This window comes from Nitrospirota bacterium, from assembly GCA_023229435.1.
Lineage (GTDB): Bacteria > Nitrospirota > UBA9217 > UBA9217 > UBA9217 > JALNZF01.
Genome location: JALNZF010000006.1, coordinates 131,643 through 151,347, shown reverse-complemented (window position 1 = coordinate 151,347; position 19,705 = coordinate 131,643). Strand labels below are relative to the sequence as shown.

Genomic DNA, 19,705 nt, shown 5'->3' with positions numbered 1-19,705 from the left:
GCCTGTCGAACCATGAGCGAGACTTTTGCCAGAGGCTCCTATGATAAAACCAAATGAAAATAGTGTCACTATTCGTTCTTTCCCGTCACTGCTCACTTCTTAAGCTTTTCAGCCTCCACCCAGGCGTCGATGGAACCCGGTTCCATGGGCACTGAGATCAGGAATCCCTGCCCGAACTGGCACTTCATGTTCTGCATATTCACCAACTGATGGTTCATTTCCACGCCTTCTGCGATCACGTCAAAGTGCATGCTGGAGGCCAGCGAGAGGATCGACTGAATGATCTCCTTGTTCTTGCCGTCAGCGGAGAGCTTGTTGATGAACGTCCGGTCGATCTTGATAGCGTCGATCGGGAAGCGGTGCAGATAACTCAGCGAGGAATAGCCGGTACCGAAATCATCAATGTGAATATGGATGCCCATGCTCCTCAACTGGGTCATCGTCTCCACCGCCAGGTCGACGTTGTCCATGATCATGCTCTCCGTTATCTCGAGCGCAAGGGTGTGCGCATCGATCCCGGTCTCCATGATGATGGCGGACACTTTGCTTGCGAGGTCGCGCTGAGTGAATTGTTTGCCCGAAATATTGACGCTCATCTTGAGCGGAGGCTGCTTGGGATACCGTTCCTGGAGTATTCGCAGTTCCCGGCAGGACTCCCGGAGGATCCACTCGCCGATGGTGTTGATCAAACCGTTCTCCTCGGCCATGGGGATGAAGTCCAGGGGATAGATGAGGCCCCGCGTGGGATGGTTCCACCGTACCAGGGCCTCGAACGCGACCAACTTGTGTGACTTCAGGTCGATTATGGGTTGATAGAAGAGGATAAACTCCTTGTGGTCCAGTGCCCCGCGCATATCGGCCTCGAGCTGAAGCCGGTCCAGGATGTTCGCATGCATCTTGGGGTCGAAGATCTCGTGGCACGCGCTGCCCCGCGCCTTTGCCTGGTACATGGCGATGTCCGCATCGCGCAGCACCTGTTCAGGCCGCTCGTAGTGCTCGGCGCTCATGGCGATGCCGATGCTCACGGACGAGAACACCTCGTGTCCCTTGACCACGAGCGGCGCCGACAGTTTCTGATGAACACGTTCGGCCACCTCAATGGCGTCCTTCACTTCATTGATGTTATGCAGAAGCACGGCGAATTCGTCCCCGCCAAGGCGCGCGACCGTATCTCCCGGACGAAGGCACTCCGACAACTTCTGCCCCATGACGACCAGAATCTGGTCACCCACCGTATGGCCGAGGCTGTCATTGATTATCTTGAACCGGTCCATGTCAAGGAAAAGTACCGCGTAGACCTCGTTGGCGCGGCGCTTTGACACGGTGATGATGTGCTGAAGCCGGTCCATGAAGAGGGCCCGGTTCGGCAGCCCCGTCAGGGCGTCGTGAAAAGCATTATATACCAGCTGCTCGTCCACTGTTTTTTTCGACGTGATATCCGTCTGGGAACCGGCCATTCGATACGCATGGCCATCCTGACCCCTTATCGCCAGCCCCCGGTTGAGCACCCAGCGGTACATCCCGTCCTTGTGCATGATCCGGTACTCGCTTTCAAAATGGTCGCTCCGTCCGCTGAGGTGGGCGGCGATCTTGGCTTCGACTTCTCCACGATCGTCGGGATGGACCCTGCGAAACCATTCTTCCGGGAAGCCGCTTATATTCTTCTCGTCATACCCAAGCATCGATTTCCACCGGAAGGAGTAATAGATCATGTTGGTCCGAAGGTCCCAGTCCCACAACCCGTCGTTCGCGCCGCGGGCAGCCAGGGCATACCGTTCTTCGCTTACGCGCAACGCCTCCTCGGCCCGTTTCCGTTCCGTGATATCCTGCGTGTACTCAATAACGTGTGAAACCTCCCCCTCACGGTCAACGATCGGATAGGTATGGATCGCGACCCAGGTTCTTGTTCCGTCCAAGGAATGCACTTCTTTTTCCTTGGCGCAGGAATCTGCGGATGCGAACGTCTTCTGGACAATACAGTCATCACAGACACGGTCCCGCTTCAGCAGTGTTTCGAAGCAGTTTTTGCCGATCAGATCATCGAGTTTTTTGTACTTCAACTGCGCGTACGCCTCGTTCGCCCGAATGATCCGGTAGTCGCGGTCGATGATGCAGAAGGGATCCTGGATGCTGTCAAAGATGGTATTAAGAAAAGCCTCGGACGTCTTCAAAGCCTCCTCGGTCTGTTTACGCTCCTTGATCTCCTCCTCAAGTTCTGCGTAGCCGTTCTTGAGCGAAAGGCTCATGGCATTGAAGTGTGAGTCGAGCTCTCCGAACTCGGCCTTGTCCTTAAACGCGATCGTGTAGCCGAGGTCTCCCCCTGCGATCATCCGCGTTGCATTGACCAGCGTATTGATTGGTTTGGAAATTGCCCGGGTCAGATTCACGACGACCATGACGGCAAGGACAAAGGTCAGGACCAGGGTCGCCGCAAGAATCACCCCTGCCCGTCTCATCTTCTGCATTGCGTCCTGTGTCAGATGCTCGAGTCTGTTGCTTGCCTGCCGGGACATGCCCTCGGTCCTGACCAGGAGCTCGTTGCCGATGGCCGCGGCATCAAGCTTCAGTTTGTTGCTCTGCTGGGTGTTCGCCGATGCGGTGATGTATTTGCTCAATGCGTTCCGGTAATCGACAATAAGCGACTGGACGCGCTCGATCTGCCCGGCGATCTCAGGTGCATGGTGGCAGGTGGAACAACGTTGCGCTGCCTGTTCGAGGCTGGTGACGTTTTTCGCAATAAGATCGGACTGGTGGCCGAGCCTGGTATGAGCAATATGGAGATCGGACTGAACCGTCTGAGTTGCTATGACGAGGTCTTTTCTGTGGCCTTCGATCTCATAGAGGTTAATCAGGCTGCTGAGCGTGGCATTGGTGTTCCTAATGTACAGGGTGGCGAATGCACCCCCCAGAGCGGAGAATAAAAAGACCGTAAGCAGGGACAGAATGATCTTCCGCTTCATACGTCAACCTCAGTCATAGTCAGCACCCATTCCGTGAACATATTACTAAGTATACTATACATACCATTTTTTTCGCGTAAGGTCAAGTTTATTTTTTATTAACCAAATTTATCGGTAATGTCATTAGCGGCCCAGCCCATTGACGCAGGCCCTCCCGGAAGATGACTTTTGATGCCCGTATCTGCCGGAGTGTTCATCCTCAGGAACATATTGAAAAACGAACATAACGGTCTTGATCAGTCGGACTTGAGGGATCCTGTTTGTTCAATCATGGCAAGCAGTCTGCCCCAGTTGAAGGTCTGGAGGTTCATGATCTGGGAGCGGATAAGTTTAATCGCCCTGGAAAGGTCCCCTTCCCTCTTCATATTATAGAACGGCAGCACCGCGGCGAACGCCCGGTCCGTATAGTCGGCGATGGGAACAAGCACGTCGTCCCGCCTCGTATGGTAGGGGTCTTCTCCCGGCGAGCAGGGCGTGGTGAAAACGTTGAACTGCCGGCACCCGAGAGGCCGGAGAGGATGAATGGAGCAGGACCCATCTATTAAAAACGGGCACGGGGAATCCGCCATGTGGGTGGAAAGACGGATTGTCAGCGCATCCCGGGTGGTCGCAGGCAATTTTTCAGAAACATACCAGTAGATGCCGACCAGCTCGTGGGGATAAAGGGGCAGATCTTTTTGATGCTCACAGCAATTGCCGCATCCTTTGCCGCACGCGAGTTTTCTTTTTCTCAGCTTCTCTTCATTGCGTATCGCAATGGCTATGCCGGTGTCCGCGATCGCATGGGCATCGAGAAGCAGCGGCAGCCACGGCAGCCGCTTTTCATCTTCAGGGAAATGGAGACGCCGCGAAAGGCCGCCCTTATTCTTCTGTGTTTTTTTCACTCCGAACTCCGCACTCCGAACTCCAAACTTCTCACCCTACCTTCAGCATCTCCGGATTCGTATGAGGAATGAATACCGCGCCCATATACTCTTTCATGAACTCCGGGTCGTCCTGCATGGGTTTGTACGTGATCTTTTCCACGACGGCATTGACCGTATTCACCAGGCCGCTATCCATGAGCAGCATGCGCGCACCTTCAAGGGACGAGTTACCGAGCGGCTTGACGATTACCGCGGGCCACTGAGGGAGCATGCCGATGCCGGCGGCCTTCTCGGCATTGATGCCGGTACCGAGGGCGCCGGACACAAACACGGTCTCGATGTCCTTGAACGAGATGCCCACGGACCGCGTCAGCACAAGGAGCAGCGTGAACATGGCCGCCTTTGATCTCATGAAACTCTGGATCTCGTTCTGGGTAATAAAAAGGGCTTCGCTGCCGTCACAGACAATTGAGAGCGTTTTCTCACCATCAATGACCGTAACATGCTCCCCGTCGACCAGGGCCCCGCTCTTGTCGATCATCCCTGACGTAAAGAGCTCATAGAGCAGGCTCACCATGCCCGAGCCGCAGATCCCCTCGGGCTTGGCCTGGTCAAAGGTCTTGCAGGAGATGTCCCCGCCCCTGATCTCGACATCATAGACGATCCCCTTGTTCGCGCGTTTTCCGATCCTCGATATCCCCTCTTCAAGCGCCGGACCGGCGGCGCCAGCCCCCACGATCATCCAGTCCCGGTTCCCGATCACGATCTCGGCGTTCGTGCCCACGTCGATCAGGATCGAGGTCTTGTCTGTCCGGGCAATGCCCGATGCCAGAATGCCGGCGGTAATATCACCGCCCACATAGCTCCCGGCATTCGGAAACACATACACGATGGCCTCCGGGCTGATCGCGATATTCAGCTCCGATGCGCTGAAGGACCCCGGGGTGCGTACCACGGGAGTGAACGGTTCAACCGGTATCGTGGAAATATCAAGGCCCAGAAAAAAATGGGTCATGACCGTATTGCCGGCCACGGTCATCGCGTGGATATCCTGCGTGTTGACCCGCGCGTCCCGGCAAAGATCGACGATCAGTCCATTGATCCCGTTCGCGAGCACCCGGTAGACTTCCTCGCCGTTGCCCGACATGGTGTGGTGCATGCGGGTCATGATGTCGCTGCCAAATATGATTTGGGGATTCTCCCCGCTTTTCGTCAGAACATCCTTTTGCGCGATATTGTCGTACAGCAGAGCGACCAGATTGGTGGTCCCGAGGTCAAGCGCGATGGAATAGGACCGCTCGGTTCCGACGTCAAGCAGTTTGTATTCCCTGTTGATCCGGCCGATGATGCAGGAAAAAGGCGCACCCGTGTTAAGAAAAAAGGGAAACCGTTTCAATACCGTGAGCGGTATGTCGATGGGTCCGAGCCCCAGGGTATCCTTAATTCTCTGGTCATGTGCCCTGCGGTCGTTATCCGACGGCGGCGGCAGGCTAATGCTTTTTTTGAAGATCAGTGGGGTCATTGTTTTCTTATTGTTGTCATTCCCGAACGCCTTTATCGGGAATCTGGTTTTGGGAACAGTTCGAATAGACACCATATCTCCGATTAAAACACTCGGAGATGACGGACTGAGAAAAGATGGCCGCAGTTGCAGGCAGCACTATGCATAACATACCGGGGGGAAGACTGTCAATGAAGATTTCAATCGGAAAAAAACCGCCGAATTGTCAATCCGACGGCCTGGCGATGCGTCACGCTGTTACTCCGAACGGAGCATATCCCCGAATGTCGTAATCGGGGGAACTTCCGATCCCTCACTATTTCTTCTCCAGCACTTCACGCACCTTTTTCAGAAAGTCCGTGGGTGAAACAGGCTTCTGGATAACGCTCATTCCTGCCGCGAGAAGCCATTTGATATGCACGTCATCGGCGGCGTAGCCGCTTATGAACATGGCCTTGATATCGGGACGTATCTTCTTCATCTCCTGATACGCCGCGCTGCCGCTCATCCTGGGCATGACCACATCAAGGATGACGAGCCGGATGCGGTCTTTCTGTTCCCTGAATTTCAGGACCGCTTCTTCGCCGTTCTTGGCGGTAATGACCGTATAGCCGAAATCCTGGAGCACCTGCCGGGAAAGCTCCCGGATCTTTTCGTCGTCCTCGGCGAGCAGGACCATTTCAATGCCGCCCACCGGTGTCGAGACAGCCAGTGTCTGGTGAACCTCAGCCGGCGTTTGCACGATCGGCAGATAGATCTTGAAGTTTGTCCCATTCTCCTGCTCGCTGTAGACATTGACAAAGCCTTTATGCTGCTGGACAATGCCGTAGACGATCGAAAGGCCGAGCCCCGTGCCTTTGCCCGTCTCCTTGGTCGTGAAGAAGGGATCGAATATCCTCTTGCGTGTCGTCTCGTCCATGCCCTCACCCGTATCGGACACCGAGACCACGGCATAGGGACCCTGTTTGCCTACACCGTGCATCCTGATGTACTCATCATCCACCATGACGGTGTCCGTTTCAATGGTTAACACGCCTCCCTTCGGCATCGCGTCCCGCGCATTGGTCGCGAGGTTCATGAGGACCTGCTCGATCTGGCCGCTGTCGGCATTCACCATAAGCGCGCCCTGTTTCGCAATGGTCTTCATCTCAATGTCCTCGCCGATGATCCTTTGGAGGAACTTCTCGACCCGCTGGATGATCTCGTTCACGTCCACGGGCCGGAAATTCATCACCTGCTTCCTGCTGAACGCGAGAAGGCTTTGCGTCAGCGCGGCCGCCCGGTTCGCCGATTCGAGGATATGGTCGACATTCACGCGCACCGGATCATCCGTCTTCATTTTCATTTGTGCAATACACGCGTAGCCGATGATCGCCGTCAGGATATTATTGAAATCATGGGCAATGCCGCCGGCAAACTGGCCGACAGCCTCCATCTTCTGCGACTGCAGAAGCTGCTCTTCGAGCTTTCTGCGGTCGGTGATGTCCATGGTAAAACCGGCAAGGTAACGCGCCTTGCCGTCGCGGTAAATCGGGAATTTGATCGTCGAATAAAACCGCCCGTTCAATTCTTCTTCGATCTCAACCTGCTTCCCTTCCTTTAAAATACGCAGGTCGTCTGCGATCATGCTTTTTGCGAGGTCGGTGGGGAACAGCTCGTCCATTGTTTTTCCCAGCAGTTCAGGGACGGGCTTGCCAAGCATCTTTTCGAAATTGCTGCTCAGCCTGACAGGCCTGCCAGCATCATCCTTGAAAAAAACATAAATAGGGCTGTGCTGCAGGAACTGGCTGAATATTTCCTCGCTTTCGTGAAGTGCCGCCTCCGTCTGTTTACGCCCGGTGATGTCGATAAAAAAGCTGATCGTCACGGGGCCGTCGGGCAAATTGATCCTGCTTACCGAAACGTAGAAAGGGAACTGAGAACCGTCTTTGCGCAGTCCGATCGTTTCATAGGCGGTTTCCGCCGCCTGCCCCCGCGCGCGACGACTTATGCGATCAAGTATCTCGGGACGGCACTGCGGCGCGATCTGGTCAATGAGGGGTTTCCCGCTCAATTCCTTAATAGCGGAGTATCCGAACATGCCCAGATAGGCCTTATTCGCATCAAGTGTAATACCGTCCCGGGATAAGGCTATTCCGATCGGCGATTGTTCGATGACCGAGCGTAAACGCTCTTCGCGCTCTTGCAGCGCCTCTTCCGCCTTTTTCAGTTCCTCGAAGGCGACTTTCAGGTCTCTATTCAACCTGAGCATTGAAAGATATCGCCAGACTACCAACGTTACGATCACCAATGCGAGGAAGCCACCCCCAAAAACAGCCACCCTTCGTGCGGTCCAATAGGGCGCAGGCTTGCCGTACCATTTAGCATAGATATCCGCATACCGTGGGGTCTTAATAAAGGTCTTCACCTCATCATCAAGCTTCTTCTGCAATTCGTGATTGCCTGCCCTGACCGCAATACTCCGTTTGACCTCAAGGAGCGGTTTCCCGACAATCTTAATACGTCCATCAAGACCTGATTTTCGGGAAAGATAGGCAATAGGAGGTTCCGGGAACACAAGAGCATCCGATCTCCCCGAGATAAGTGACAGAAAAGCTTCGTCCTGTGAAGCATAGATGAGCAGTTTGCTCCCTCCCCTTTCCTGCATCAGGAAGAGTCCTTTGTTCTGTTCCACAACAGCCACTTCTTTCCCGTCCAGGTCGTCGACGCTCTTAATATCAGTGGTAGTTGCTCTCACGAATATAACAATAGGAGCAGTTTCAACCGGTGAGGTAAAGTCCATGTACGCTTCCCTCTCGGCAGTAATTCCAAGGTTCGGGATAAGAACCACTTTGCCCTTTTCCATCGCCTCAAAGGTCTTTGCCCAGGTGGGATACACGACATATCTGACCCTGATACCGCTCCTTCGCGCAACCTCGTCCATAATATCGATGGCAAAGCCGGCAGGTTCCCCTGTCTTGTTATCAATTGAATAATGAGGAGGGAAATTCCTGGGCACGCCCGCAAGGAATTCTCCAGCCCCCTGCTGGGCATACACCGACCCGGAGTAATACAGGAGGGTTAGAATGCCAAACAATAATGCTGATGCTATGGGGAGCGGTTTATATTTCATTTTCTTTTTTGACTGCTGTTTCGCGTTGAGCGCCCCATAAATCGGATGAACCCCTCTAAAAATGGGGCCAGCCGAAACAGCATGAGGATTTATCATGATGGTTTCGCTATAATCCTGAATCCGTGAACTCTTTTTATGTGTTTCATTATTATTTGCCATATTTTAGCAGAAATTCTCTTGGAATGGGAACAACTCTTAAAATTAGCGGTGCGGCGTCCCGCCATGGCGAGTATGACCGTTGAAAAGGCAAAACCGCGTTCTCATCCCGGGACTCACCCGAAAAGTGATGCTTTTCGCCCTTGTCTTTTCACGGAATATATACTATGATTTTATACGACGAGCGCATCGCCGACCTTTTTATCATACTCTGCATCAACACGGGGTGGAACCAGCATGTATACGAGCGCCAACATCACGCGGAATACCATCGCCATGGTCCTCGCGGGCGGCAAGGGCGAGCGGCTCAGCCCCATCACGATCGGCAGACCGAAGCCCGCGGTCCCCTTTGGCGGAAAATACAAGATCATTGATTTTGTGCTGAGCAACATGTTCAATTCCGGCATCAGGCAGACCTACATCCTGACCCAGTATCATGCCTACTCGCTCAGCAGACACATCAAAGAGTCCTGGGGCAAATGGGTCGGGCTCGGCGAGTTTTACGACACCATCTCTCCCGAGACAACGAGTATGGGCGAACAGTGGTATAAGGGCACGGCCGACGCCATCTACCAGAACCTCCGGCTCATCGAGTCGTCCGGCGCCGAGTATGCGGTCATTTTCGGCGGCGACCATATCTATAAGATGGACATCTCGCAGATGATGACGTATCACCGCATGAACAAGGCGGACCTCACCATTGCGGCACTCGATGTCTCCGTGGAAGATGCATCGCGCTTTGGCATCGTTCGCGTGGACGAAGACCTGCGCGTAAAGTCGTTCCTGGAAAAACCGAAGGATCCGCCCCTTGTCCCGGGAAGAAATACCTGTTTCGCCTCAATGGGAAACTACATCTTCTCCATGAGCAAACTGATCGACGTCCTGAAACAGGGAAAGCGCGCCTATGAGGAACTCGATTTCGGACAGCATGTGATCCCGATGATGCTCGACCAGGGAGACAAGGTCTTTGCCTACAGTTACTTTGATAATAATATTCCCGGCATGGAACCGAACGAGCGGGGATATTGGAAGGATGTCGGCACCCTGGATTCGTATTATGACGCGAACATGGACCTTATCCACGTCAGCCCCCAGCTTAACCTCTATAACTATACGTGGCCGATCCTGACCAACCAGGGCAACCTCCCGCCGGCCAAGACCGTGTTCGATGACAACGGCCGCCGCGGGCAGAACCTCGATTCGCTCGTCTGCGGAGGCTGCATCACCAGCGGGGCGATGGTGCGGCGGTCCATCCTCGGGCCTTCCTGCAAGGTCCACAGCTACGCCCTGGTCGAGGACTCGATCCTTTTCGAGAACGTGCAGATCGGCCGTCACGCTCGGATCAGGAAGGCCATCATCGATGAGAACATCAACATTCCGGAAGGGATGGAGATCGGCTTCAACCATGAAGAGGACCGGATGCGCGGATGCATCGTCACCGAGTCGGGCATCGTGGTGGTTACGAAATAGGTAGTGTTAAAAGTCCCGTGAAAACCGATGAAGCAATTATGAAACCACAGAGGACACAGAGGCAATTCCTCGATACAAAATATTTTTTTCTCTGTGTGCTCTGTGGTTAAATCCTGACATTAAGAACAAACGCGAAAGGAGACCGGCATGAAGACGATAAAGTACCTCCCGATGCTCGTATTTTTTTGCGTGATGCTGTTCAGCGCGCCGGTATCGGGATGCAAGGACCGGCAATCCTCTGGTCTGCAAAACAACGTGACTCCGGTGACCCTTTGCCAGGGCGGGATGCTGACGATCCTCCCTCTTATCGCGCGACAACAGGGATTCGATGCCAAGGAAGGCCTCGCGATAACCCTCATTAACAAGAAGGACGGTAAACTGTCCATGGAAGCGCTCGTCGCAGGCGAGTGCGACTTTTCCTCAACCAGCGAGCCTCCCATTGTCAGCCGGAGTTTCGAGTATGACGATTTTGTCATCCTCGCTTCGCTAGCGTCATCGGAGAACGCCACCAAGATCATCGCACGGAGAGACCGGGGGATAAGGACGGCCGCGGATCTCAAGGGACAGATCGTCGGTGTGCGCAAAAACACCATTTCCCACTTCTTCTTCGACATGTTCCTGAGAAAGAACGGCCTCGCTGCCCGCGAGGTGAAAATGCGGTTTATCGAGCCGCTGAATATGCCAGAGGCCCTCGCCCGTGGAGAGATCGAGGCCTACTCCGGTTCCGACGCGTCCATCCTTTCGGGGAAAAAACTTCTGGGGCGGAATGCCGTTATCCTCAGCGAGCCGGGGCTATGCTACAACGCCAACTACCTGCTTGGGATGAAAACCTACGTGGACGGCAATCCCGACATCGTCCGCCGGCTGCTCGCCGCGCTGCTGCGCGCCGAGCGGTTCACTATTGAAAACCCCGCCAAGGTCGCGGCACTGGTCATCAAGGCTGCCAATGGAAACCAGGCGGAATTGGAATCGATCCTGAAAGATTCACGCTTTGCCGTTTCGCTTCCCCAGGCGGCCCTGATCGCCCTCGGGGACCATGCGCGCTGGACGATCGAAATCCGTCAGACATCCCGGACCTCAATTCCAAATTATTTGACCTTCATCCGCCGCGAGTTTCTCCAGTCTCTCAAGCCGGATGCCGTCACCATGTAATGTGAGCTCGAGACAGGAATGAAAATCAGAGATAAACTGATCATTATCGCGGTGCTTCCCATCGTCCTGGTCCTGAACCTTGGCGTGGTCCAGTACCGCAATACCATCGTCATTGCCCGGCTGAACGACAAGGCACAGCTCGCCGACGATATCTCCAAGAAGCTGTCACTGCTCAACGAGCTTACGCTCGAGCACCGTGTATATAGCGAGGAACGCATTAACGTTCAATGGATGGAGCGTCATACCGACATCGGAAAACAGCTTGAGACCGTTGCCCCCTTGTTCAGCGACAACAAAGAGAAGAACACCCTCGACCTGATAAAGCGGGGCCACAGAACGCTCTTATATCTCTTCGCCCAGCTCAGCGCTCATGGCTTTCATGATCGAGAAAAAAGCGCGAGATCGCGGCAGTTTGCCGATCGCATAACAAGCCGCCTCCTCCAGGAGATGGAGATCATCATGGCCGAGGTGGAGCGTTTGCACTCGATCAATCACGACTCCTCTGTTGCCTATGCAGAGCGGCAGAGCCGGCTTTTCATCGTGTTCCTTGTCATTCTCGCCCTGGCGGTTCCCTCGACGGCCTTTTTTATCATACGCGCTTTTTCCGGTTCGCTCACGGCGCTGCAAAAAGGCATGCAGGCCGTTGCCTCCGGCAACCTCGAGTATCGGATCAAGTCGACCTCCCGCGACGAAGTCGGCGACGTGTCCCGCGCCTTCGACACCATGGCGGAGCAGCGGCTCAGGGCGGAACAGGCGCGGCGGGAATCCGAGCGGATCCTTGTCCACCAGTCCAGGCTGGCGGCCATGGGCGAGATGATTAACGCCATCGCCCATCAGTGGCGGCAGCCGTTGAACGCCGTCAATGCGATCATCCAGGACCTGAAGGACGCCCGCGAATATGGCGTACTCGACCGCACGTATCTTGACCGTTCGGTGAAGAACGCCATGCAGCAGATCCAGTTCATGTCGAGAACCATCGACGACTTCCGGGACTTTTTCCATCCCGATAAAACAAAGAAGTCTTTTGATGTGAAACAGGCGGCCGCGGAGGTGTTGACCATGGTTTCCTCCCAGCTTTTGACTTATCGGATATCGTACCGTATCACGTGCCATGTCCATAACCGGACCTTCGAGGACTTCACCTCCCCCATTATTCCCTGCGAAGAAATGATGATACTCGGGTATGAGAACGAGATGAAGCAGGTATTTCTGAATCTTGTCAACAACGCAAAGGACGCGATTCTAGAGTGCCGGGAGCATGGCCTGATGGGCCCGGGGGTAAAGGGGATGATAGCAATTGACTTTGAACTTCCGGGAGAGCGGGTCGTGATCAAGGTGACGGACAACGGCGGGGGCATCCCTGCCGGGATACTGGACCGTATCTTTGAACCCTATTTCTCGACCAAGGAACCAGGCCAGGGTACGGGGATCGGGTTGTACATGTCGAAGGTGATCATTGAAAATAACATGGGCGGCCGGCTGACCGCCCGCAACGTGGACGGCGGGGCCGAATTCAGGATCGAGGTGTGAGATGACGTTTGCGAATAAACTGGAAGTAGCGGTGTTGTATGTGGAGGATGAAGCATTGACCAGGGCGGCCGTAAGCGCGCCGCTCGGCAGAAGAGTGCAAACCCTTCTGCAGGCGGAAAACGGGAAAGAGGGACTGGAGCTCTTTCGTCTGCACCGGCCCGGCATTGTCATCACCGATATCAGGATGCCGGTCATGGACGGGCTCACGATGGCCCGGGAGATAAAAGCGCTGGACGAGAAAACACAGATTCTCGTCACCACCGCCCATAATGATACGAACTATTTTCTGAATGCCATTGACATCGGCATTGACCGGTATGTGCTGAAGCCCATAGACCACGAAAAGCTCTTCTCAGGCCTGGAGAAATGCATGGCAACGATCAACCTCGCGAGAGAGCAGCAACGGCACCGGGAGGAGTGCGAAAAACTTATTGCCGATCTGCAATCGGCCCTCGCCACGATTAAGACTCTGCACGGCATACTGCCGATCTGCTCTTCCTGCAAAAAGATCCGCGATGATAAAGGCGCCTGGACACAGATAGAAGCCTATATCAGCGAACACACTGATGCCGAGTTCAGCCATGGAATATGTTCGGATTGCGCCAAAAAATTATATCCCGATTATTTTACAAGGGAAAGGAATCCATCCGGCGAATAACTGAACAGCGTCCCATCCTTGCAGGAGAAACCATGGTCTTCGTGCTTCTGTTGAAAAATAGAGAGCGATTTATTGCCGTTCGCCGAACGCTGAGACTTCTTCGCTGGTGTCTGGCAATGCTGGTGGTCTTGCCGGTCTTGGCCCATGCCGCGACGGGCTCAGGTTCATTTTCGTTCAGCCAGGGAAGCGCGCGCCTTGCAATTCACGCAGGAGGCGCCACCGCCTTTGACCGGAATTATTCGGTCTTGGGAATAGGAGGCGGTTATTTCGTTGCAGACGGGCTCGAGGTAGGGCTTGACGCCGAGACATGGTTCGGAGCATCGCCGGGAATCACGCGGGTGAGTCCCCAGGTACGGTTCGTGTTGAACACGGCCGGCCCGTTCAATCCCTACGCCGGGATCTTCTATCAAAGAACGTTTATCCAGAATAATCCGGACAACGATACGGTCGGCGGACGTACCGGAGTGTATTATTCAGCGGGGCGAAACGCCTGTTTCGGCGTCGGCGTGGTTCATGCCAGTCACGTGCGCTGCGACAGGACCGTTTACTCCTCCTGTGCCGAAACATATCCTGAGATATCTTTTTCGGTCCTCTTCAGGTAAGCAGAGGCACTCCTGTTCTCTGCATCATCCATCTTCCGGCCTCTCCTGAACTAGTGTTGCGTTGCCAGGTAGTCCTTGATCTTCTGAAGCAGTGCCTGGTCCTTCTCCGCCAGATCAGCGTATGTCATCTCTATTTCATAGGTGGCCGGCTCCCTGTCCTCCATTTTTCGGCTTGAAAAGACCTTTCCCATAAGATTAAGATGATCATCCTCGTTGAGATACAATTCTATCGGGACCATGCTTTCCTTTTGCAGGGGCTGATCAGAATGGATAAGCATGCTGCCGGAGGTGATGTCTTTCACCCTGAAATTTGAGGGAAAGACCATGATCTTTTCCCGGGGAGCGTTGATCTGGAACCGTGCATCGAGCCTCCGCTCAGCCATCGGCGAAGTTTCCTCTTTTGTACGATGCTCAACGGAATTGAGAAAAGCGGTGATCTTGTCTTCCGAGCCCGCCTTGAATTTCATACCTGCCGAGTATATTAAAACACTTTCTCCATCTGCCCCCGCTTCCGATCCAATCAAGGTAAAACGCACGATGACGCCCCTCACATCGAGACCATGCTCCTTGTCTCCAAGTCTGATCAGATATTCCCTGCCGACCTCTAAGCGCTTGTCTACTTTCAATCCAACTCCGCCAAGACTGATGTCAACGAGCTCTACCTTGTTGACCAGGGTCATCTTGCCCTGTATATCGATGAGATCGAACCGCGTATGTTCCCTCTTGATCCGCAAAACAGGTTGCCTCCAAATTTCCTATCGATGATACCCGCCATTCACGAGGGTAACTATATCATAAAATCAATATTAAAAACAACACGTATCAATCCATGGTCAACCGGGAACCTCTTCACTGATGAGGGGAAAAAGTATCGCGGGAAATGCGGTATGGCTGCTGCCATTACCCGTTCACGGATGAAGATGGAGAGCGGAATTTGACACTCAATATACTTTGTGCTACGGTTGAATCAGGGACGCACAAATGCCGGATACCGCGCACTGGAGGATAAACCATGAAAATTCCCTTGCAGATCACCTTTCGAAACATGCCGCATTCCGAGGCTATTGAGGCGAAGATCAATGAGAAAGCGGCCAAGCTGGACAGATATTACGACAGGATCATGAGCTGCCGGGTCGTGGTCGAGGAATCGCAGCGCCGGCAGCATCAGGGTAAACTTTTCAGCGTTCATATCGATATCACCGCGCCCGGCAAGGAACTGGCGGTAACCCGCGAAGAAAATGAAGATCCGTATGTCGCGGTCCGTGATGCCTTCAACACCGCCACCAGGTGGCTTGAGGAGCACGCCCGCCGGAAGCGGGGTGAGGTGAAGACCCATGAGGCGCCTCCATCCGGCCGCATCATCAGGATCATTCCCGACCAGTCGTATGGCTTCATCATCACATCTGACCTTCGCGAGATTTATTTTCACCGCAACAGCGTTCTCAATGACGACTTCAGCCAGTTGAAATTAGGGGTCGAAGTGACGTTCATCGAGGAGCAGGGGAAAGAGGGTCCGCAGGCAGCGCGCGTCTCGATCATCAGGTGAAATGAACATTTTCTGATCCGGACGCGCCTGAAGGCGGTAAGCTCAGTTTTTTCCGGATAGCACGCATACTGTCACCTGGTGCGCGAAGAGGGTGCGGCGGCACCCTGTCTTGTACTGCTGCGAACACAAGGAGGGATGGAACATGGCGGTGACAAATCCTGAGGAGAAGAACAAACGTTTTGTCCTGGTTGTGGACTCCAATGTCGACGACCGTTTTTCTACGAGCATGCTGCTCCAGCGGTTCGGCTGCAACATCTTCACCGCGCACTCTGCCGCGGAGGCGATCGAGTTCATGTGCGTGGCGCCGCCGGCCGCTGTCGTCTCCGAAGCGGGCCAGACAGGCGCCGAGATTCTCTCGCGAATCAAGAAAGAACCTCGCTTTTCGGACGTCCCGCTCATTCTCCTGTCGTCATCGCCCGACCGGGCGCTCGAAGATCGGGCCCGCCACGGGGAATTCGTCGCCTTTCTCAGAAAACCAATCAATATTGAAGAGTTCTACCGGATCGTCGAGGAGGTCATCCATCGGGGCCCGCGCCGAAACATACGGGTAGCCACCTATTTGATGGCGAACCTGGAAGACGATCTCGCCCGGGATGAAGGATATGTCACGGTCCTTTCAGAGTACGGGATGTTCTTCAGGACCCTCGCGCCCCGGCCGGTGAATACCCGCGTTGCGGTAACCTTCGACATCAAAGGCAGGGCAATACAGCTCGAGGCAGTCGTCCTGTACGTTACTTCGTTCAATGAGGGGCCGTTCAAGGAGCCCGGCGTTGGACTGAAGTTCACCAAGGTCAGCCCCGAGGACAGGACTTTGATCAAGGCTTTCATTCTCGAACGGGTTCAGGAAGGTATCGGACAGCAAGGACCGATAGGTTCTTAATTAAACAATCATCAGCGCCGGGTCCCTTTGGGGACACCCTGATGGTTCGTATGCTTGTGTGACGACTTCTCATCTTTCAAGACCTGTCTAAACCATGGCAAGTACGCCTCCCGTTGATTAGTTCATTATGGGTATGATATGGGTCATAGCAAACCCCGGGCATGTAGTATAGATTACCATCATACGAGAAGTGATGAAATAACAAGGGGAGGTGAACTATGATGTTAAAAGAGCTGGATGTTACAACGATCATCCCCCGGGACCGGCATCCCGTGATCTTCAGGACCTTTGATGAACTCGAGAAGGGCGCGGCATTCCTTCTGACCAATGACCATGACCCAAAACCGCTCTACTATTCATTCCTGCATGAGCGGGAAGGGCTCTTCGGATGGGAGTATCTGGAACAGGGACCGATAACCTGGAAGGTTAAGATCTCAAAAAAGTGAGCGTGAACAGCCGGGGGCTTTTCCCTCCGGCATCTCTCTATCGATGAAAAGCGACCCTATCCTTACCCTGAACATTGATTACGGTTTATGCGCCGGTTGCGGGGCGTGCGCCGAAGTGTACCCGATGCTCTTCGAGATCAGGGACGAAAAGGCTTGGATCATTGACTACACGAAGTTCCGTTTCGAGGAACATAAAGACGTGCCGACCATCTGCCCCTATCGCGCAATCACGATCGAGTAAATGCATGACCCCGGGCCGCAGGGAGGTCACCTCCTGGACGTACTGACCTGGGACTTCCGTTCGACAAAGACCTCGATAGCGGACCTTGCCTCGGCAGGAAGCAAAGAAAATTTAATGCCGTACTGAGAGGTCTTCGAACCCGCAACCTGCTTGATGACCCTGACGATCTCTCCGTTTGTTTTTATCTGCGCTGAATCGGGGAGAAAGAACGAGCATGCCAGCTTGTCCCCTTTTTCGAAGTTCTTTTCCGTTTCGATAAGCATCCCTGTTATGCTGATATTTCCCGAACGGCAGAAGAATGTTCTTTCCTTGCTGCTCCCCGAGACACTCACACTCACGAGAACACGGTACGACTCCCTCCAGGAAATATCCATGAGCTGCCGCACTTTCTCGAGGAGTTGGGCGGGGTCCAGCGGCAGCATGAGAACCGCGTTCGCTTTACACTGTGCGCATCTCTGGATGTCCGCCGCGTTGTCCGGACAAAGAATGATCATCGATACCCTGCTAAATGCCTTGTCCGACCGTATCGTGGAACAAAGCTCTTCGATCTTCATCCCGGGCGTAGGGAGGTCTGCGATAATGATATCAACCCTCTCCGTAAGGTGGATGGACAGTACCTCGTCGTTCGTCGCTGCCGTGATCAGCTTGATGCCCTCCCGGTGAAGAAAGTTTTTTTCCTTCTCAATGATCGTCATAACTTTATCGGTGACCAGTATTTTTTTCATGAGTACCCCTTTGAAAAGGTTTATGTGACCTGCCTCAAACAGTAAGCAATGGCGCAATAATATCATACTTTAGTTAACGACGCAAAAACTATTTTATGCTCCAAGCCTCTTGCAAAAGTCCATGTATGACCCTTCGACAAGCTCAGGGTGAACAGTGGTGCACTGAATACTCCGGGATATTTCCGTTCGTGGTGAGCCTGTCGAACCATGAACAATACTTTTGCTAAAGGCTCATCCGATAGGAAAACCTCTTCCGTTGAACCAGGCGCTTTCCCCATACTTCTTCAGTTCACCTGAACACGACTTACTCCGGAGCTCCTGATCGATCACTTACTGTCCCTGGTCAAGCCGCCACGCAAGCTGCGGCGGCAGTCCCGCTCGTACGATCTTGTCCTGACACGCCTTGATATCGTACTCCACTCTGAAGAACAGCATGGTGCGCTCATCGCGATCGTAAACAAGGAAAGAAGCCCGGGGGTCGTCGTCGCGCGGCTGCCCCACGCTGCCGGGATTGATCAGATAACGCGTTCCCGGCGACAGCGAAAGTTCGGATGAGAGATCGTTTGAAATGCTGCCCTGGTGATCGATGAATGCCGTTCCCACGTGCGTATGTCCGAAGAAGCCGAGTTTCAGGGCGCCGGGCAATCCCGCAAGCAATTGAAAATTGTCAACGGCATCAGCCCGGGACAGAAGGTATCGGTTGGTGTCATGGATCGACCCGTGCATGAGATAAAAATCGTGCACCCTCATTTCACGCGGCAGATTCCGGAGAAACGATCTATTCCCTTCGGTCAGGTGTTCGCGGGTCCAGATAACCGCGGCCCACGCATGCGCGTTGAAACGGTAGGGGTTTTCCAGTCCCGATGCGCAGGCATCGTGGTTCCCGAGCACGCTCACGATCTTCCGGCTTCGAATGATATCAACACACTCATTGGGGTTCGCATGGTACCCCACGATATCGCCGAGGCAGACGATCTCATCGACGGCGAGCTCGGCGATCCTGCCCAGAACAGCCTGCAGCGCTTCGAGGTTCGCATGGATATCAGCAATGACGGCAATGCGCATAGTACACCCTTCCCGATCAAAGGACGGTGAAGTGTTCTCACTCTATTGTAGCAAATCTCTTGGGAGGGGGATGCGTCTGTCTCACGGGAATCTAGAAAAAAAGATACCCTGGATTCCGGGTCAAGTTCGGAATGACGGTGCAGGAGCGGCCCATCGAGTTGCCAGGCTTCATCGAACCGGGAAATAACATTGCTCCGGGATACGCATCGAGCTCGGATGTTATTCCGGTTTTTTATACTGCTTTCCCACGCTCCAGCATTTGCCGACTGCCTGCCCCAGGGTCCAGTACATCATACTGCTCCTGTCAAACAAGAGCGGCTTGACCTTTGTCAGGTCCACCTTGTCGTTGGTGAGCACGGCGTCATCTGCATACGTGGCCACGATCTCGCCGATGAATAGATCGTGCGTCGCGGTTTCATAGATATCATGGAGCCTGCATTCCATGGAAAGCGGGCAATTCTGGATAAGCGGAGCGGTCTTTAACTCGCCGAAGAACGAATCAAAGACATCCGACTTGTCGGTCTTGCTGCCCGAGACCAGGCCCACATGATCCATCTCCACCATCCTGTCCTGCGAAAGAATGTTCACGCTGAAGGTTTTGTTTTCCCTGATGCCTGCGTTGGTGTAGTGCACCTTTCCCATGCCGAGTGAAATAAGATGGGGCGCTCCGGCATTCAGGATACCGACGTGGGCGACGTTCAGAAAGTTCACCTTCCCGTTCACAAGCGCCCCCACGATCGTCACCGGCATGGGATAGAGCACGTTCTGGTTCCCGATCTTCTTTTTCATGCGTTC

17 protein-coding genes are annotated in these 19,705 nt (G+C 54.0%); 9 read left to right on the top strand and 8 right to left on the bottom strand.

Features of this window, described 5'->3' with window-relative positions:
- Positions 1-92 precede the first annotated feature (92 nt).
- The 4 genes from M0R70_06765 to M0R70_06750 all read right to left on the bottom strand — a co-directional run bounded on the left by M0R70_06765 (position 93) and on the right by M0R70_06750 (position 8,439).
- Positions 93-2,960 (bottom strand): EAL domain-containing protein, encoded by a 2,868-nt coding sequence (locus M0R70_06765; GenBank protein ID MCK9419062.1) that lies wholly within the window; start codon positions 2,958-2,960, stop codon positions 93-95.
- A 236-nt stretch (positions 2,961-3,196) separates the two neighbouring features.
- A complete protein-coding gene (locus tag M0R70_06760; protein ID MCK9419061.1) occupies positions 3,197-3,844 on the bottom strand; it encodes a YkgJ family cysteine cluster protein in 648 nt (215 codons plus the stop codon).
- A gap of 31 nt (positions 3,845-3,875) precedes the next feature.
- A complete protein-coding gene (locus M0R70_06755) occupies positions 3,876-5,348 on the bottom strand; it encodes an ASKHA domain-containing protein (GenBank protein ID MCK9419060.1) in 1,473 nt (490 codons plus the stop codon).
- Between the two features lie 295 nt (positions 5,349-5,643).
- Entirely contained in the window at positions 5,644-8,439 is a 2,796-nt protein-coding gene (locus M0R70_06750; GenBank protein ID MCK9419059.1) for a transporter substrate-binding domain-containing protein, read from the bottom strand.
- 393 nt (positions 8,440-8,832) lie between these two features.
- On the opposite strand from M0R70_06750, the gene glgC reads away from it, so the two are divergent.
- The 5 genes from glgC to M0R70_06725 all read left to right on the top strand — a co-directional run bounded on the left by glgC (position 8,833) and on the right by M0R70_06725 (position 14,007).
- A complete protein-coding gene (gene glgC, locus M0R70_06745) occupies positions 8,833-10,065 on the top strand; it encodes a glucose-1-phosphate adenylyltransferase (protein ID MCK9419058.1) in 1,233 nt (410 codons plus the stop codon).
- A gap of 147 nt (positions 10,066-10,212) precedes the next feature.
- Complete coding sequence (locus M0R70_06740) at positions 10,213-11,217, top strand: ABC transporter substrate-binding protein (protein ID MCK9419057.1); 1,005 nt, start codon at positions 10,213-10,215, stop codon at positions 11,215-11,217.
- Positions 11,218-11,235: 18 nt separating this feature from the next.
- The gene (locus M0R70_06735) at positions 11,236-12,747 is read left to right on the top strand and encodes a HAMP domain-containing histidine kinase (protein ID MCK9419056.1); all 1,512 of its coding nucleotides are present in this window, start codon (positions 11,236-11,238) and stop codon (positions 12,745-12,747) included.
- A gap of 1 nt (position 12,748) precedes the next feature.
- A complete protein-coding gene (locus M0R70_06730; protein MCK9419055.1) occupies positions 12,749-13,405 on the top strand; it encodes a response regulator in 657 nt (218 codons plus the stop codon).
- A gap of 32 nt (positions 13,406-13,437) precedes the next feature.
- Positions 13,438-14,007, top strand: coding sequence for a hypothetical protein (locus M0R70_06725; GenBank protein MCK9419054.1), 570 nt, complete (start codon positions 13,438-13,440; stop codon positions 14,005-14,007).
- Positions 14,008-14,057: 50 nt separating this feature from the next.
- Here the strand turns inward: M0R70_06725 and M0R70_06720 are convergent, their stop codons facing one another.
- Positions 14,058-14,741: a PilZ domain-containing protein gene (locus M0R70_06720; protein MCK9419053.1), complete on the bottom strand. Its 684-nt coding sequence runs from the start codon at positions 14,739-14,741 to the stop codon at positions 14,058-14,060.
- Between the two features lie 278 nt (positions 14,742-15,019).
- On the opposite strand from M0R70_06720, the gene M0R70_06715 reads away from it, so the two are divergent.
- From M0R70_06715 to M0R70_06700, 4 genes are all read left to right on the top strand, one after another.
- Positions 15,020-15,553, top strand: coding sequence for an HPF/RaiA family ribosome-associated protein (locus tag M0R70_06715; GenBank protein MCK9419052.1), 534 nt, complete (start codon positions 15,020-15,022; stop codon positions 15,551-15,553).
- A gap of 142 nt (positions 15,554-15,695) precedes the next feature.
- Positions 15,696-16,433: a PilZ domain-containing protein gene (locus M0R70_06710; GenBank protein ID MCK9419051.1), complete on the top strand. Its 738-nt coding sequence runs from the start codon at positions 15,696-15,698 to the stop codon at positions 16,431-16,433.
- 218 nt (positions 16,434-16,651) lie between these two features.
- Positions 16,652-16,879 carry a DUF2249 domain-containing protein gene (locus M0R70_06705; protein MCK9419050.1) on the top strand — a complete coding sequence of 76 codons (228 nt, stop codon included), beginning with the start codon at positions 16,652-16,654 and terminating at the stop codon, positions 16,877-16,879.
- Positions 16,880-16,922: 43 nt separating this feature from the next.
- Positions 16,923-17,120 (top strand): ferredoxin, encoded by a 198-nt coding sequence (locus tag M0R70_06700; protein ID MCK9419049.1) that lies wholly within the window; start codon positions 16,923-16,925, stop codon positions 17,118-17,120.
- Positions 17,121-17,146: 26 nt separating this feature from the next.
- On the opposite strand, the gene M0R70_06695 is transcribed toward M0R70_06700, so the two are convergent.
- The 3 genes from M0R70_06695 to M0R70_06685 all read right to left on the bottom strand — a co-directional run bounded on the left by M0R70_06695 (position 17,147) and on the right by M0R70_06685 (position 19,699).
- Positions 17,147-17,845: a PilZ domain-containing protein gene (locus M0R70_06695; protein ID MCK9419048.1), complete on the bottom strand. Its 699-nt coding sequence runs from the start codon at positions 17,843-17,845 to the stop codon at positions 17,147-17,149.
- Between the two features lie 330 nt (positions 17,846-18,175).
- On the bottom strand, positions 18,176-18,910 hold the full coding sequence (locus M0R70_06690) for a metallophosphatase family protein (GenBank protein ID MCK9419047.1): 735 nt from the start codon (positions 18,908-18,910) through the stop codon (positions 18,176-18,178).
- Between the two features lie 219 nt (positions 18,911-19,129).
- On the bottom strand, positions 19,130-19,699 hold the full coding sequence (locus M0R70_06685; protein ID MCK9419046.1) for a flavin reductase family protein: 570 nt from the start codon (positions 19,697-19,699) through the stop codon (positions 19,130-19,132).
- Between the last annotated feature and the right edge of the window lie 6 nt (positions 19,700-19,705).